General features: G+C 60.7%; 16 protein-coding genes. 7 read left to right on the forward strand and 9 right to left on the reverse strand.

Annotated elements, in window-relative coordinates:
- Nucleotides 1-199: 199 nt before the first annotated feature.
- Entirely contained in the window at nucleotides 200-1,012 is an 813-nt protein-coding gene (locus A3AY_RS0128945) for a TIM barrel protein (RefSeq protein WP_018329164.1), read from the reverse strand.
- 201 nt (nucleotides 1,013-1,213) lie between these two features.
- Nucleotides 1,214-2,245, reverse strand: a complete 1,032-nt coding sequence (locus A3AY_RS0128950; protein WP_018329165.1) for a LacI family DNA-binding transcriptional regulator — start codon at nucleotides 2,243-2,245, stop codon at nucleotides 1,214-1,216.
- Between the two features lie 155 nt (nucleotides 2,246-2,400).
- Here A3AY_RS0128950 and A3AY_RS0128955 point away from each other — a divergent pair, with 155 nt between their 5' ends.
- From A3AY_RS0128955 to A3AY_RS0128970, 4 genes are all read left to right on the forward strand, one after another.
- The gene (locus A3AY_RS0128955) at nucleotides 2,401-3,486 is read left to right on the forward strand and encodes a fatty acid desaturase family protein (protein ID WP_018329166.1); all 1,086 of its coding nucleotides are present in this window, start codon (nucleotides 2,401-2,403) and stop codon (nucleotides 3,484-3,486) included.
- A 33-nt stretch (nucleotides 3,487-3,519) separates the two neighbouring features.
- On the forward strand, nucleotides 3,520-3,834 hold the full coding sequence (locus A3AY_RS0128960; RefSeq protein WP_018329167.1) for a MocE family 2Fe-2S type ferredoxin: 315 nt from the start codon (nucleotides 3,520-3,522) through the stop codon (nucleotides 3,832-3,834).
- A 13-nt stretch (nucleotides 3,835-3,847) separates the two neighbouring features.
- Complete coding sequence (locus A3AY_RS0128965) at nucleotides 3,848-5,074, forward strand: NAD(P)/FAD-dependent oxidoreductase (RefSeq protein ID WP_018329168.1); 1,227 nt, start codon at nucleotides 3,848-3,850, stop codon at nucleotides 5,072-5,074.
- A gap of 112 nt (nucleotides 5,075-5,186) precedes the next feature.
- Nucleotides 5,187-5,978 (forward strand): 3-methyl-2-oxobutanoate hydroxymethyltransferase, encoded by a 792-nt coding sequence (locus A3AY_RS0128970; protein WP_018329169.1) that lies wholly within the window; start codon nucleotides 5,187-5,189, stop codon nucleotides 5,976-5,978.
- Between the two features lie 211 nt (nucleotides 5,979-6,189).
- Here A3AY_RS0128970 and A3AY_RS0128975 read toward each other — a convergent pair whose 3' ends face one another.
- The 6 genes from A3AY_RS0128975 to A3AY_RS0129000 all read right to left on the reverse strand — a co-directional run bounded on the left by A3AY_RS0128975 (nucleotide 6,190) and on the right by A3AY_RS0129000 (nucleotide 10,552).
- Nucleotides 6,190-6,987, reverse strand: a complete 798-nt coding sequence (locus A3AY_RS0128975) for an IclR family transcriptional regulator (RefSeq protein WP_018329170.1) — start codon at nucleotides 6,985-6,987, stop codon at nucleotides 6,190-6,192.
- 57 nt (nucleotides 6,988-7,044) lie between these two features.
- Nucleotides 7,045-7,434: a RidA family protein gene (locus A3AY_RS0128980; protein ID WP_018329171.1), complete on the reverse strand. Its 390-nt coding sequence runs from the start codon at nucleotides 7,432-7,434 to the stop codon at nucleotides 7,045-7,047.
- 76 nt (nucleotides 7,435-7,510) lie between these two features.
- A complete protein-coding gene (locus A3AY_RS0128985) occupies nucleotides 7,511-8,281 on the reverse strand; it encodes an amino acid ABC transporter ATP-binding protein (protein ID WP_018329172.1) in 771 nt (256 codons plus the stop codon).
- Between the two features lie 13 nt (nucleotides 8,282-8,294).
- Nucleotides 8,295-8,960 (reverse strand): amino acid ABC transporter permease, encoded by a 666-nt coding sequence (locus A3AY_RS0128990; protein WP_026203949.1) that lies wholly within the window; start codon nucleotides 8,958-8,960, stop codon nucleotides 8,295-8,297.
- 5 nt (nucleotides 8,961-8,965) lie between these two features.
- On the reverse strand, nucleotides 8,966-9,628 hold the full coding sequence (locus A3AY_RS0128995; protein WP_018329174.1) for an amino acid ABC transporter permease: 663 nt from the start codon (nucleotides 9,626-9,628) through the stop codon (nucleotides 8,966-8,968).
- Nucleotides 9,629-9,703: 75 nt separating this feature from the next.
- The gene (locus A3AY_RS0129000) at nucleotides 9,704-10,552 is read right to left on the reverse strand and encodes a transporter substrate-binding domain-containing protein (protein WP_018329175.1); all 849 of its coding nucleotides are present in this window, start codon (nucleotides 10,550-10,552) and stop codon (nucleotides 9,704-9,706) included.
- Nucleotides 10,553-10,743: 191 nt separating this feature from the next.
- Here A3AY_RS0129000 and A3AY_RS0129005 point away from each other — a divergent pair, with 191 nt between their 5' ends.
- Together A3AY_RS0129005 and A3AY_RS0129010 are read left to right on the forward strand one after the other, a co-directional pair.
- Nucleotides 10,744-11,820, forward strand: a complete 1,077-nt coding sequence (locus A3AY_RS0129005; protein ID WP_018329176.1) for a D-TA family PLP-dependent enzyme — start codon at nucleotides 10,744-10,746, stop codon at nucleotides 11,818-11,820.
- 268 nt (nucleotides 11,821-12,088) lie between these two features.
- A complete protein-coding gene (locus A3AY_RS0129010) occupies nucleotides 12,089-12,844 on the forward strand; it encodes a carbonic anhydrase (protein WP_018329177.1) in 756 nt (251 codons plus the stop codon).
- Nucleotides 12,845-12,923: 79 nt separating this feature from the next.
- Here the strand turns inward: A3AY_RS0129010 and A3AY_RS0129015 are convergent, their stop codons facing one another.
- Nucleotides 12,924-13,370, reverse strand: coding sequence for a CBS domain-containing protein (locus A3AY_RS0129015; protein ID WP_018329178.1), 447 nt, complete (start codon nucleotides 13,368-13,370; stop codon nucleotides 12,924-12,926).
- Nucleotides 13,371-13,747: 377 nt separating this feature from the next.
- Between A3AY_RS0129015 and A3AY_RS0129020 the strand changes: the two genes are divergently transcribed.
- Nucleotides 13,748-14,944, forward strand: a complete 1,197-nt coding sequence (locus tag A3AY_RS0129020; RefSeq protein ID WP_040669373.1) for an acyltransferase family protein — start codon at nucleotides 13,748-13,750, stop codon at nucleotides 14,942-14,944.
- Nucleotides 14,945-14,946: the final 2 nt, after the last annotated feature.

A 14,946-nucleotide genomic window follows, 5' to 3' on the forward strand; every position in this document is an offset into this window, starting at 1 on the left:
ACCACCCTCCACAAGCCGGAGGCATCCCCGCTCCCCGGCGATGCCATTTCTTGTCGCATGCCTCTCCCGTGGCAGGCCTAAAACAGAATAAACAAACCGACTGTTTGCCAATACGGAATATGTATTCCATTTTTTAATGAGCCGTCAAGTGCGCGATGGCCTTTATTCACGCAAAAAACCAAGTGATGCGCTTGCGGGTTCACGCCCTTGACGCGAGGAACGCCATGCTGTCGCGCAAGGCGGCCTCGACGTTGCTCAGCTGATGCACATCCGGCGAGAACGGCTCAAAGGAAAAAGGCCCGGCATAGCCGCTTTCCCGCAGCCTTTTCATCTGGCCGGCATTGTCGAGCCGGTCGCCGGCGCCCACCAGCACGCGGTGCGGGTCGCGCATGTCGCTGACAGTGACTGCCGGATCGGCGACGCCAGATATGTGAACGAGGCCCGTCAATTCCGGATGGAATATTTCTTCCCCGGCGAGATGATGGTGGAATGTGTCATGCACGAGTTTGAACGTCCCTTCACCTTCCACGGCCCGGATACCTTCCGCCGCCTCGGTTTTCGAGCGTAGCGAGCAGATTTCGAAGCCGAGCGGTTCTACGAGACCGACGATGCCCGCTTCATCGAGCATCGGCTTCAGCGCCGTCAGCGCCTGGCGCAAATTAGCCTGCCGCTCACCGTCGCCTTGACCGCTGCCATCGTTGACCGGGACGAGAACCAGTGCCTTGGCGCCACACTCACGCGCGTAAGTGACAATCTCCTCCGCCTCACGGGCGCGATCACCGTTCCATTCGTTGAACCGCTGCAGCGCGTTGATCGAGATGATCGTCAGCCCGTGCCTTTCAGCAAGATCCCGGACTGCTGCGGCGGGCGTACCGTCGATGATGGCATTGCCCTTAAGATCGTTGCGGATTTCCACCGCAGAAATGCCGAGCGATGCGGCCAGCGCGAAAAAATCCTTCACCGGCAGGGCCGGCGCGGTCATGTGGTTGAGAGCGAATGGGATGGTCGTCATAGGCGATGTTCCTCCTGCAAAGATATCCGACGGGGAGGGCGGCAACGCGGCATGGCGTTTCGCGGCTGCGCACCCTTGATCGGGATTGCAGCATCAGCAGCTTATCGCCGCGCAGTCAAAGCGGAACGTGCCGATTCTCTTGCATCTGTGAAAGAATTCGAACGCGCGATGATGAAATTCTATCATCTGGCGCCGGACGGCTCAGATGTTCTCCGGCGTGAAAATATCGAAGGGGAGAAACGTCTGGCCGGGAACAGCGGCAAGGCCGCGGTCGATGGCGCCGACCATCAGGCCGACCAGCTCGCGCGCGAGTTGGGCGACGGGGGTCGCAATGGCCATGGTGACGAGATCCTCCGCGAGCGCCGCACGCGACTCCGGAGTCAATTCATTGACGACCACCAGCAGCTTGCGGGCCAGCTTCTCCTCGGCGAGGGCCGAAATGGCCCCCTCCATTCCGCCGCCGCAGACATAAAAGCCGATCAGATCAGGATGGCGCTGCAAAAGGTTCAGTGTCGCCTCATGGGTGATCTCGGCCGTCTCAAGGTTGACCAGCGTATCGAGCACCTCGAATTCGGGCGCATGCTCCCGAAAATAGGACCGAAAGCCAATCTCCCGCAGTTCATGACCGTGAAAGCGGTGGCTGCCGACGAAGGCCGCCACCTTTCCCGGTCTGGTCGCCGCCTTGGCAATCATCCAGGCTGCAGTGCGACCGGCTTTCCGGTTGTTGAGACCGACATAACCTTCACGCACGCCGGTCGCGAAGTCGGAAAGAAGGGAGAAGACCGGGATCCCCCGTTCTTTCAGTTCCTCGACCACCGTCGTCACAGCCGGGTAGTCGGGCCCCACGAGTGCGATCGCCTGATTGCGCGCAGCCATGGCCCGCAGCTTCTCCGTGATGGCCGTGGGCGTCGAACTTGCAGCAAAATCGATTTGCGGAACGACGCGGATGCTCGGTGCGGACAGCGCCGCGTTCTCGATCTCCCTGGCCATGGACTGGTAGAAAAACTGATTGGGTTTCTGCAGGATGAAGCCCAGCCGGTATTGCGGCAGATCCTCGAACACCCTCTGCCGCAGCAGGCCGACCGCATGGTAGCCTATCGATTTGGCCGCATCATATACCCGGCGGGCCGTTTCCTCGCGCACGCGGTGGCGTCCGTTCAGCACGCGGTCGACGGTGGCGACGCTGACGCCGGCAGCCTTGGCAAGATCGGCAATGGTCGGTCGTCCGCTCATGTGTTCCTCCTGATGCAAGCTATCATTTCATCCAGCCAGCTTTGATGTGTTTTGATAGAATATATCAAGGCTGCATTGAGCTGCCGGGAAAGTCAACCTATCCTCATGACCACAGTGCAAGGCGCATCCGGAATCAATGCGCAGGGAGGATAGAGATGACCAGGGTTGCCGCGAAACGCGACTACAGCCTGCTGGGGCGCGATGCCCAGGCCGCCGTCGAAAGCGGACTTGCCGCTGCGGAGTGGTACCACACTGACATTCCGAGAAAGCAGATGAAGGCGTTGATGAAGCGTGAGGACGGACCGGCCATCCGCGACACGATCCTGTGGCTGGGCAGCATGGTCGTGTGCGGCGCTCTCGCCATCTATTTCTGGGGTTCCTGGTGGTGTGTGCCGTTCTTTTTTGTCTATGGCGTGATGTACGGCTCGGCCTCGGATTCGCGCTGGCACGAATGCGGCCATGGCACGGCCTTCAAGACGCGCTGGATGAACGATGTCGTCTACGAGATCGCCTGCTTCATGATCATGCGCAACCCGGTGACCTGGCGTTGGAGCCATACGCGCCATCATACCGACACCGTGATTGTCGGCCGTGACCCGGAAATCGCCGTCATGCGCCCGCCGGATCTCCTCCGCCTGGTCCTCAACTTCTTCGGCATTCTCGATGTCTTCCATGCGACGATCGACATGGTCCGCAACGCCGCCGGTGTGATCAGCGCCGAGGAAAAGACCTTCATCCCGGAGCAGGAGCAGCCGCGCGCCATCCGCATCGCCCGTATCTGGCTGGCGATCTATATCGTGACGATCGCCCTTGCGATCACCATGGGCTCGATCCTGCCGCTGATGCTGATCGGCCTGCCGCGCCTCTATGGCGCCTGGCACCATGTGATGACTGGCCTTTTGCAGCATGGCGGTCTCGCAGACAACGTCATCGATCATCGGCTGAACAGCCGCAGCGTCTACATGAATCCCTTCAGCCGGTTCGTTTACTGGAACATGAATTACCACGTTGAACACCACATGTTCCCGATGGTTCCCTGCCATGCGCTGCCGCAGTTGCATGAGATGATCAAGCACGACCTTCCGGCACCGAACAAATCGATCATTGAAGGCTATCGCGAAATGATCCCTGCCTTCCTGCGCCAGCTCAGGAACGAGGACTATTTTCTCAAGCGCGAACTGCCGCCGACGGCCAAGCCCTACCGGGAAGAGCTGCACGCCGAACCGATCGCCGCCGAATAGATCGGTGCACTGAACAATCGACTGGAGGAAAGCATGAGCAATTGGGTGGAAGTCTGCGCGACGGACGAGATCGACGAAGAGGATGTCATCCGCTTCGATCATGCGGGCAGGACGTTCGCAGTCTATCGCAGCCCCGATGACGAATTTTTTGCGACCGATGGCCTCTGCACGCATGAGAAAATCCATCTTGCTGAGGGGCTGGTGATGGACGACATCATCGAATGTCCGAAACACAACGGCCGGTTCAGTTACAAGACCGGCGAAGCCAAGGGTGCGCCCGTTTGCGTCAACCTCAAGACCTATCCGGTCAAGATCGAAGGCGGCAGCGTCTTCATCTCGGTTGCGTGAGAAGGACCCCATCATGTCGCACATCGTCATCATCGGGGCAGGGGAGTGCGGCGCGCGCGCCGCCTTCGCCCTGAGGGAAAGGAATTTCGACGGGCAGATCACACTGGTCGGCGCCGAAGAGCATCTTCCTTACGAGCGCCCGCCGCTATCGAAGGAGGCGCTGCTCAATGGCCTTGAACCGAAACTGGTTTCGGACGCAGCCCGCTATGCCGATGCCGGGATCGAGGTTCTGACCGGCCACAGCGTCGAGGGCATCGACCCCGCCGGCAAGACCGCGCGGCTTTCCGATGGTCAAATCCTTGCCTATGACCGCCTGCTGTTGACGACCGGCGCCCGGCCCCGACCCTTTCCGGGGCTTTCAGGCCCCAATCATCGTATCAGGACACTGCGCACCCACAGCGACGCCGTTGCAATTCGCGCCGGCCTGCAGCCTGGCGCGCATCTGGCCATCATCGGCGGCGGCTTCATCGGCCTGGAGCTTGCCGCCACCGCCCGCAAGCTCGGCGCCAAGGTAACGCTGGTTGAGGGGCTGCCACGCATTCTCAGCCGCGGTGTGCCCGCTGAGCTGTCTGCGGTGATCGCCGCGCGGCACAAGGCGGAGGGCGTGGAAATTCTTTGCGGCGTGACGATCCAGGAATTGTCGGAAGGTCCTGACCACGCGCGGATCCTGACGGAGGATGGCCGCACGATTGCAGCTGATATGATCGTCGTTGGTATCGGCGCCGTCCCGAATGTCGAGCTTGCCCGCGACGCAGGTCTTGTGATCGACAACGGCATCGCCGTCGATGCGCATTTGAGAACATCCGATCCGGATATCTTTGCCGCAGGCGATTGCTGCTCCTTTCCGTTGCCGCATTATGGCGGCCGCCGCGTGCGGCTGGAGGCCTGGCGCAATGCGCAGGACCAGGGCACGCTTGCCGCCGCCAACTTGCTCGGTGCAGAGGAGACGGTGTCGGCCGTGCCGTGGTTCTGGTCCGATCAGTACGATCTCACGCTGCAGATTGCCGGCATCGCCGACGGTGCGACGCAGGCCGTTTGGAGGCATGTCGCAGAGGGCACCTTCATTCTCTTCCATCTCGACATCGATGGACGCCTGATCGCAGCCAGCGGCATCGGCCCGGGCAATGCCGTCGCCCGCGACATCCGCCTTGCTGAAATGATGATCGCGGCGCGTGTCCGTCCTGATCCGGTGGCGCTCGCTGCGCCGGGGACGAAGCTGAAGACATTGCTTGCCGCCTGAAGCTCCGGGAGATGCCCGGTTCCTGCGGCCGTCTCCCACCGCCTCCATTTTAAAATAACCACAGAACCAGTCGGTGGCGGCCCTGACCGCCAGCCGCGACAGGGAGAGATCAATGAGACACCGGCGCCCGACCGTGGCCGACCTTCTGTCAATGAAGGGCAAACGCCAACTCAGCATGCTGCGCGTCGAAACGCTGGATGAGGCCGACGCCGCAGAGCGGGCGGGGGTCGACCTGGTTTCCGTGCCGCCTGCCTTGCTGGGGCCAGCCTTCCGCGAGGCCGCCCCCTCGGTCTTTGCCTTTCCCGGCCTCGAATATGGTGATTTCGTCACCGCCGAAGAGTATATCCGCGCGGCATTCCAGGCGCTGAAGGCCGGCGGCGATGCCGTCTATTGCGCGGCCAGTCTCCAGACGGTGCGCCGCATGCGCGACGAGGGCATTCCGGTCTGCGGCCATCTCGGCCTTATTCCCTCAAAGGCCACGTGGACCGGTGGTTTCCGCGCGGTCGGCAAGACGGCGCTTGGTGCGCTGGAGATCTGGCGCCAGACCAAGGCGCTCGAAGAAGCAGGCGCCTTTGCCGCCGAAATCGAGGTCGTACCAGGCGACGTGGCCAGCGCCATCAGCAAGCGCACCGCGATGCTGATGCTTTCCATGGGCGCCGGCAGTGGTTGCGATGCGCAATATCTCTTTGCCGACGACGTGCTCGGCGCCAACCGTGGCCATATTCCGCGCCACGCCAAGATCTACCGCAACTTCGCCGCAGAACATGATCGGCTGCACCAGGAACGCATCGCCGCCTTCTCCGAATATGTCGCCGACGTCAAGTCCGGCACCTATCCGGGCGAAGCGCATCTGGTGGGTATTGATCCGGCGGAGCTGGAGGCGTTTCTCCTGGCGTTGGAGTGAGAGGTGGGCTGTATTTTGGTGCCTATCGAAGTCCGCGGGTGGAATTCAAGCTTGAGAGAATTTGTCTTCTCGCACAGGATTTGCCCTTAGCCAACTTCGACCGGACGATGCGCAAAGCGCGAGTTATCGGATGGGCTTTTCCGATCGCTCACGCTTCTTCTTGACCCATGCGAATGGCGGCTGGCGCTGACCCGAGGCGCTTGAGTAGCCGCTACCCGGCGCGCTTGCGGCCTGCGGCATAACCGAGTTGCTCGGACAATTCATGCGCGGCGGCAAGAAGGCTGTCGAGATAGCTCTGGCGATTGCGCAGCCCGTCTTCCTTCGGGGTCACGAGGCAGAGCGTGGCGACGCATTGGCCATCAGCCTGATACACCGGAACCGCAAAGCAGTGCGTGAAGGTCTCGACCTCGCTGTTGAAGGTGAAAAAGCCGTCGAGGGCCGCTTGCCGGACTTCCGCGATGAACTGTGCCGGATCCAGCCGCTTGCCGTTCGGCAGAACGAAGTCGCTGGTGGGAATGAGATCGATAATCTCCGCGTCGGTGAGATGTGCCACCAACAGGCGGCCGGAAGCGGTCCACGGGATTGGCACCAGTTCGCCGATATTGGAGGAAATGCGGAATGCGCGCACACCTTCGCGCATCATGGCAACCGTATATTTGTTGCCTTCCAGCAGGCACATCTGCGCCGTCTCACGGGTTTCCTCCGCCAGCCGGGCGAGCATGTCCTCGGATTCGCGCATCAGGTCGAACTGGTCGGCATAGGCCGTGCCGAGGAAATAGAGCTTGCGACCCAGAAACACCCGACCGTCGCCGCCCTGATAGTCCAGCATGCCGTGGCGCAGGAGAAGGTTGATCAGTTCGTAGACGGACGAGCGCGGTGCGCCGATCTCGACGGCAATCTCGTTCGGCCGCATCGGCTGGCGTTTCGTGCGCAGGAATTCAAGAATCTCGAAGGCACGATCAAGACCCCGCGTCCGCCGCGATACGATGTCTTCTGCGCCATCAGCCATTCGATCCGTCCTCTTCAATGATCACGGGCGCGACCTTTGCAAGCCGCGCCCTGCATTTCAAGCCCTGTCCGCCCGATAGGCGATGCAATCGACTTCCACTTTGCAATCGACCATCATGCGCGACTGCACGCAGGCACGGGCCGGAGGGTTGGCGCCGAAATATTCGGCGTAGACGCCGTTGAAGCTCCAGAAATCCCGCGGATCGTCCAGCCAGACGCCGACGCGGACAACGTCCTCGATGCCGTAGCCCGCCTCATGCAGGATGGCGATCAGGTTCTCGATTGCCCTGCGGCTCTCGGCTACAATGCCGCCGCGCACGATCTCGCCGTTTTCCATCGGCACCTGGCCAGACACATGCAGCCAACCGTTTGCTTCCACCGCACGGGCAAAGGGCAGGGGTTGACCACCGGCACCCGTTTCACCGGCGCCATAACGCTTGATAGTCATGAGGATTCTCTCTTTGTCTTTGTTTGAGATGGAACGGGATGTGAGCGGAAAACCACTTACACTTTTCTCATCCCGTTCAGTTGAAACTGGATGTCTTGAGGAATTCGACGAGCCGCTCGGTCTTCGGCCTCAGGAACATCTCCTTCGGGTCGCCTTCCTCGCAGATCACGCCCTGATTCATGAAGATCACCCGCGAGGAGACTTCATAGGCAAAGCGCATCTCGTGGGTGACGAGCAGCATGCTCATGCCGTCCGCCGCCAACCCCTTGATGACCTGGAGCACTTCGCCCACCAGTTCCGGGTCCAGCGCCGAGGTGACCTCATCGAACAGCATCAGTCGCGGGTTCATCGCGATCGCCCGGGCGATCGCAACGCGTTGCTGCTGGCCGCCGGAAAGCTGGCCCGGATAGTGATCGGCGCGCGAGGCAAGGCCAACGCGGTCCAGCCATTTTTCGGCGATGGCCCGTGCTTCGTCGCGCGACAGCTTCTTCACCTTGACGAGGCCGAGCATCACGTTTTCCGCTGCGGTCATATGCGGGAAGAGGTTGAACTGCTGAAAGGCCATGCCTGTCAGTGCGCGCTGCCGGGCGATGTCCTTCTCGCTCTTGCGCTTGCGGACAGTGCCGCTTTGTTCATAGCCGATGTCCTCGCCCTCGAGCAGGATGCGTCCGCCCTGGAATTCTTCCAGCATGTTGATGCAGCGCAGCATCGTCGTCTTGCCCGAACCTGAGGAGCCGATGATTGAGATCACTTCGCCTTCCTGCATGGTGCAGTCCACGCCCTTCAGCACCTCGACGGTGCCGTACTGCTTGCGCAGCCCCTGTATTTCCAGAAGTATCTTGCTCATGTCGTGGGAGCCCTCAGGACGGAACGGCGGTCTTGCGCTCGACATATTTGCCGAACCGCTCGATGCCGTAATTGATGGTGAAGTAGAGAAGCCCGGCGAAGAAATAGAACTGCAGGCTCAGGAAATTGCGCGAGATGATTTCCTGCGTGCGCAAGAGTAGTTCGGCGACGCCGATGACGGAGAGCAGGGTCGAAGCCTTGACCATCTCGGCAGCCGTATTCACCCAGGCGGGCAGGAATTGCCGCAGCGCCTGCGGCCACAGAACATAGGCGAATGTCTGGCGGAACGTCAGCCCGATCGCCTTGGCAGCTTCGGTCTGCCCCTTGGGAATGGCCTGCAACCCGCCGCGGACGATCTCACCGACATGCGACGAGCAGAAGATCGCCAACGCCAGGACACCGGCCTGGAACGGCCCCAGTTCGATACCGATCGTGGAGAGCACATAGTAGCTGGCGAGAACCAGCACGAGCACCGGCGTGCCGCGAATGAAGTCGGTATAGGCCCGGACCACGAGCCTGAGCAACCGGTTGCCGTAGACGAGAGACAGGCCGACGAGAACACCGAGCAGCGACCCGGCAATGATCGAGAGAAGCGAGATCGATACCGTGACGCCCAGCCCTTTGAGGATAACGAAGCGAGCGATCCAGAGTTGATCGAAGAAGGCGGAGATTTCCGTCATGGTCATCACCTCGGAACGGCAAGCCGGCGCTCGACCATGCGCATCAGCGCCGCAAGCACGGAACAGGTGGCGACGTAGAGACCCGAAGCGACGATCCACGTCTCGATGACCCGGAAGGTCTCGACATTGATTTTGCGCGCCTCGAACGTGAGTTCCGGCACCGCGATGGCCGCTGCCAGCGACGTATCCTTGAACAGCGAAATCACCGTCGAGGACAAGGAAGGCAGGACGTTGCGCAGCATCAGCGGCACGATGATCGACACGCGAATCTGCATCGGCGTCAGCCCGATGGCGAGGCCGGCCTCCGTCAGTCCCTTGGGAATGGAGATGAGACCCGCGCGGAACACCTCGGCCAGATAGGCGCCGGAATAGATCGACAGCACGGCGACGAAACTCTCGATCTTGCCCAGCCGCACGCCCATCTGTGGCAGGGCAAAATAGGCAAAGAGCACCAGTACGAGAATCGGCAGGTTGCGGATGATCGTCACGTAGGTTGCCGCCGGCCGCTGAATCCAGCCGCTTTTGGCAATGAGCGCGAAGGCGACCAGCAAGCCGATGACGGCGCCGATGAGGATGGAAACGAAAGCCAGACCAAGGCTCAGCAGCAGGCCTTCGAGAAGCTGGTCGAAGCTGCGCCAGACGGCGGCGAAATTGAGCGTATAACCCATGGCGGCATCCTGCCGTAGAGGGTGGGGGAAGGACGAAGGGCCAATGCCCTTCGTCCCAACGGCTGCCGTTCGGCCTTATTTGTACTCGACCGGGAAGCCGATCTGCGGCGGTGCCAGATCCTTGCCGAACCAAGTCTTGAAGGACTTGGCATAGAAATCGAACTCGACGCCGGTCATCGCCTCGTGCAACGCGGTGTTGACGAAGTTCAGCCAGTCCTGGTCGCCGCGCTTGACGCCGCAGGCATAGGTCTGCGGGTTCCAGCCGTAGCCGGCATCCTTGTAGCGGCCCGAATTCTGGGTCATGTACCAGGCAAGCGACGACTGGTCGGTGGCCGCCGCATCGGCGCGGCCGGATTCAAGCGCCTGATAGATCAGGTCGACGGATTCATACTGGTCAACGGTCGCCTCCGGCAGCGCCGCATGCACCATGTCCTCGGCATAGACGTTCTGCAGAACAGAAATGGTCACGGAAGACCCTGCAGCCTTCAGCGCCGCATAGTCGGCATGCTTGCCGTCAGCCTTGAGCATCAGGCCGACACCTTCCCGGTAGTAGGGAATGGTGAAGGCGATCTGCTGGGCGCGTTCGCCGGTCACTGTCATGAACTGGCAGGTGAGGTCCACCTTGTCGGTGGTGATGTTCGGAATGCGGGCGTCGGACGACTGGTTGACGTACTCGATCTTGTCGGGATCGCCGAACAGTGCCTTGGCGACGATGCGGCCCATGTCGACGTCGAAACCCTGGAGCTTGTCTTCGGCGCTCTTGAAATGCCACGGCGCGTTTGTGCTGCCGGTGCCGAGGACAAGATGGCCGCGGGCCAGAACCTCATCGAGTTTGCTGGCCGCCTGCTGCGCGGCGGCGGGCATTGCGGAAAGAAGAAAGGCGGTTGCCAGCGAGAGCGCGCCGGCGCGGAGCGAAATGATCATGATGTTCCCCTGATGAACGGTCATTTTCCAGTGTCCAGTATTGTGGACATGTGTCTGTTTTACTGGATTGACGTATTCAGCGTCAGGATGCATAAATTGTCAAGACTTGGGCGAGTAGGAATCTGCGCAACAGGCATGCGGCGGTTTCTTCCGCCTGAATTTTCATCGGAAATTTTCTTGAGAGGGTCCCCATGACCAAGGCCGCAGCGACGCTTCAGACCGTGAACACACCGGCCGTCCTGGTCGATCTCGACACCGCCCGCCGCAACATCGAGCGGTTCCAGATCTATGCGGACGCCCATGGGCTGAAGGTTCGCCCGCATATCAAGACGCACAAATTGCCTGCCGTGGCCGAGATGCAATTGAGGGCGGGGGCCGTGGGCATCACCTGTCAGAAGGTGTCGGAAGCCGAAGCCATGGTTGCCGGCAGCCCTGAAATTCGCGACGTGCTGATCACCTACAATATCCTCGGCGCCGAGAAGCTCGAGCATCTGGCATCGCTTGCCCGCAAGGTGACGCTCAGCGTCGTCGCTGACAATGAAACCGTCATTGACGGCCTCTCCTATGCGTTCGCTTCCCAGCCGGCACCGCTTGCTGTCCTGGTGGAATGCAACACTGGTGCGGACCGTTGTGGCGTGCCAACTCCGGAGGCGGCGGCGGCACTCGCGCAGCGGATCACCAAGGCCCCCGGTCTCGCCTTCGGCGGCCTGATGACCTATCCCCCAACCGGTGGTGCAGCCGCAGTCGAATCCTTCATGACCCGCGCAAAAGCCTTCATCGAGGCGGCTGGCATAAGGGTACCCGTTGTCACTTCGGGCGGAACACCGTCGATGATGAAGGCCGCCGAGGCTCCGGTCACGACCGAATATCGCCCGGGCACCTATGTCTACAACGACCGTTCGCTCGTCTCGCGCGGTGTCTGCGGGTGGGAGGATTGCGCGCTGACCGTGCTCGCGACTGTCGTTTCGGTGCCAGCCGCCAACCGCGCCATCATCGATGCCGGCTCGAAGACGCTAACCTCCGACCTTCTGGGCCTTTCGGGTTACGGTCACGTACTCGGTCGCGACGACATTTCTATCGACCAACTCTCCGAAGAACATGGCCGCCTCGTCAGCGAGGGCCCGATCAATCTGATGGTCGGCGACAAGCTCCGCATCGTGCCCAATCATGCCTGCGTGGTCACCAATATGGTCGACGCGGTGAATGTCGTGGAGCACGGCGAGATTTCAGCCGTCTGGCCCGTCGTCGCCCGAGGCCGCATTGTTTAATGTCCAAATCGCGACCGGTTGCCTCGTCGCCGCGTAGTCATTGACGCAACATGCCCGGGAACAAGGCTTCGCGTTTGAATCTTAAGCGCCGGCGCACCCGGGTGCCATGTTCACTTGACGCCATCGGGCGCATTTCAGCGGGGACTATCCAATTCGCGCAATCTTCTCGCTTCGGGCATTGGGGTCAAATTGACAGGGGGACGCCGATGCCAAAGATGCCGGCGCTGCGAGCGCTTCATGCTCGCCGTTCAATCGAAAGGGAATACATATGGAAAGGCGTGACTTCCTCAGGGGCCTAGCCTTGCTTGCCGCATGTCCGCTCTGCGTCAAAACCGCATACGCCGCAGAAGGGGTCCATTGGAGCTACGAAGGCGAAGCGGGTCCTGAGCATTGGGGCTCCTTGAGCAAAGACAACAGCGCTTGCGCTGCCGGTTCGCAGCAATCGCCGCTCGACATCAGAGGCGCGATCAAGGCAGATATTCCAGACATCACAATAGACTGGAAGGGCGGCGGCACGATCCTCAACAATGGGCATACGATCCAAGTGAAAGCGGCGCCCGGCGGCACGCTGCGCCGCGGTGACAAGACCTACGATCTCGTGCAGTACCATTTCCACGCACCAAGCGAACACCTGGTCGAAGGAAAGTCCTTCCCTATGGAAGTGCATTTCGTCCACAAGCACGCAGAAACGGGCGCCCTTGGTGTATTTGGCGTTTTCCTCGTCCCCGGAGTTGCCAATAAGACCTTTGCAAGCCTGGCGGCCGCTTTCCCGCAAAAGGCCGGGGATGAAGCCAGCCTGCACGGGGTGGTGGATCCGAGCGGTTTGCTCCCGTCGGCTCTCAGCTATTGGGCCTATGAGGGATCGCTGACGACACCGCCGTGCAGCGAAATTGTCGACTGGATGGTGGCGATGAACCCCATCGAGGTGGACCCCGCCGATATCAAGAAGTTCACTGCGCTCTACTCTATGAATGCCCGCCCGGCGCTGGTCACCAATCGGCGGTATATTCTAAGCTCCAGCTAAGGTCACGTTTCGGGCGCGAGCGGGAATCGCCCGCGCCCAGCTTTCTATCCGTTTGCGCCGCCGGACCATTGGGCGACCATTATCCTCCGACGCTTGCGGTCTGCGAGTGAATGCCGCCGGGCTGGGAAATTCCGGCCAAAGCTTCTCCGGTGGCGCCGTTGGCGCCCGAAGTTGCCAGATCACCGAGCGACAGTATGCCTACGAGGCGTTTGTCACGACTGACCACGGGAAGACGCCGCAGTTTCTGATCGCCAAGATTTTCCAGCACATCGTGGGTGTCGTCGTCTTCGTAGCAGTATTTTACTTCGTGGGACATTATGTCAGCAATCCTGGATTGCGGGCCCATTCCCTTTGCCACAGCACGCACGGCAATATCACGATCGGTGATCATTCCCACCAGCCGATCGTTTTCACGAACGGGAACAACCCCGGCGTCGATCTCAGCCATGATTGCCGCTGCTTCCTGGATCGTTTGGTCGGGGCTAGCAATGCGAACATCACGCGTCATAGCTTCGCGAACTTTCATGGCTTCCTCCTTTTTAGGTACCCTATGTCCGGGAACACGCGGCCATCGAAATTGTTCCGCCGTTGAGACTTCAGGCGCTTCGATAGCTTGGAACTGCGCCCACAAGCTGTAGATCGCCACCGCTTAAACAACGGCCGCGTTCATTTGCGTGCCGGCTGTCCGCCGCATCGTGCGGCATTGCCCACAGGCAATCTGCTGATCAAGCTGTCACTGTCAAAGTTTGGCCGGATTTGCGCTTACATTCCAGGCTCCGCCTTAACACGTCGTGTCCACAGGGACGCCGGTGACGGTTTGCATTGTCGGCGGCAAAAAACGGAATGGGAGCGGACGCCGCCAAGGAGAATTGGCAGACAAAGGCTTATCGCCGAGGGGTGTCTATGTCGAATACACGCGACCGGCAGTTGGACGGGCTGAGAGCCATTGCCGTCACGATGGTGCTGTATGCGCATTTTTTCGCCGAGGATGGGGCTTTCTGGGGCCACCTCGGGGTGCGCCTGTTCTTCGTGCTCAGCGGATTTCTGATAACGCGGCTCCTTCTGGATGCGCGAAGTGCTGAGCGCTACGAGCCGTCTACCGCATTGAAATCATTTTATATACGGCGAGCGCTGCGCATATTCCCTCCCTATTTCGCCATGTTGGGCTTCATCTGGGTTGTCAATCTCGAGGGTGCCAGAGGTAACCTTGCGTGGCATGCGCTCTATCTGTCGAACTTCTGGTATGCGATACAAAACGAGTGGAGCCCGTGGGTTTTGTGTCACACGTGGAGCCTGAGTATCGAGGAACAGTTCTATGTTCTCTGGCCACTGGTGATCCTGCTCGCTCCCCGCCAGCTGATTGAGCGGATTTGCATCGCCGTCATCGCATGCTCGTTGGCATATCGCCTCTGTTGGCCCGTGACCGGCGCGCCGACGCTCATGCGCGACCTGCTCCCTACAGCATCGATGGACGCGCTCGCATCGGGCGCGCTTCTTGCTGCCTATCGAGCCAGAAGCGCGGCGTGGCCGAGATGGATGAGGCTGAGCTGGATGCCCTCAGTTGCTGCCGTTGTCATCTTGGCGTGGCCGAGACCGGCGATGATGCCCGCACTTGACTGGGCAGCCTGGATCGGCACGGAGGTTCTTCCTCTTCTGCCGCTTACAATGCTGGTGGGATGTTGTTCGGCGGGCATTGGGGGGTATTTCGGCCGCGCGGCAGAATTCACCCCGCTCACCGCCCTTGGGCGCATAAGCTATGGCGTCTACCTCTTCCACCCAATCGTGCTCTCCCTGGTGGTCAAGGCGCAAGCTTGGATTCCTGTCAATGTCTCGGAGCAAGGCTCCGGACGTTTCGTGGTTGCAGGCGCAGCCACACTGATGCTTGCCTCGCTTTCGTGGTCGCTTTTCGAAACGCGTCTCAATCAACTCAAACGCCACTTCCCCTACGTCGCTCCAGCAGACCCCAACCCAGCTGCATCATTCGTGCATGCAGGCAATCCGGTTGAGTGGAGCGGTGACAGAAGGGACTCCCGGTCTGTGATGCCCGCAAGCAAATCCGCCCATCGCGGCAACGCTTTCCAGACCTCCGATCTTCAATAACA

This window comes from Rhizobium giardinii bv. giardinii H152 (assembly GCF_000379605.1).
GTDB classification, from domain to species: domain Bacteria; phylum Pseudomonadota; class Alphaproteobacteria; order Rhizobiales; family Rhizobiaceae; genus Pararhizobium; species Pararhizobium giardinii.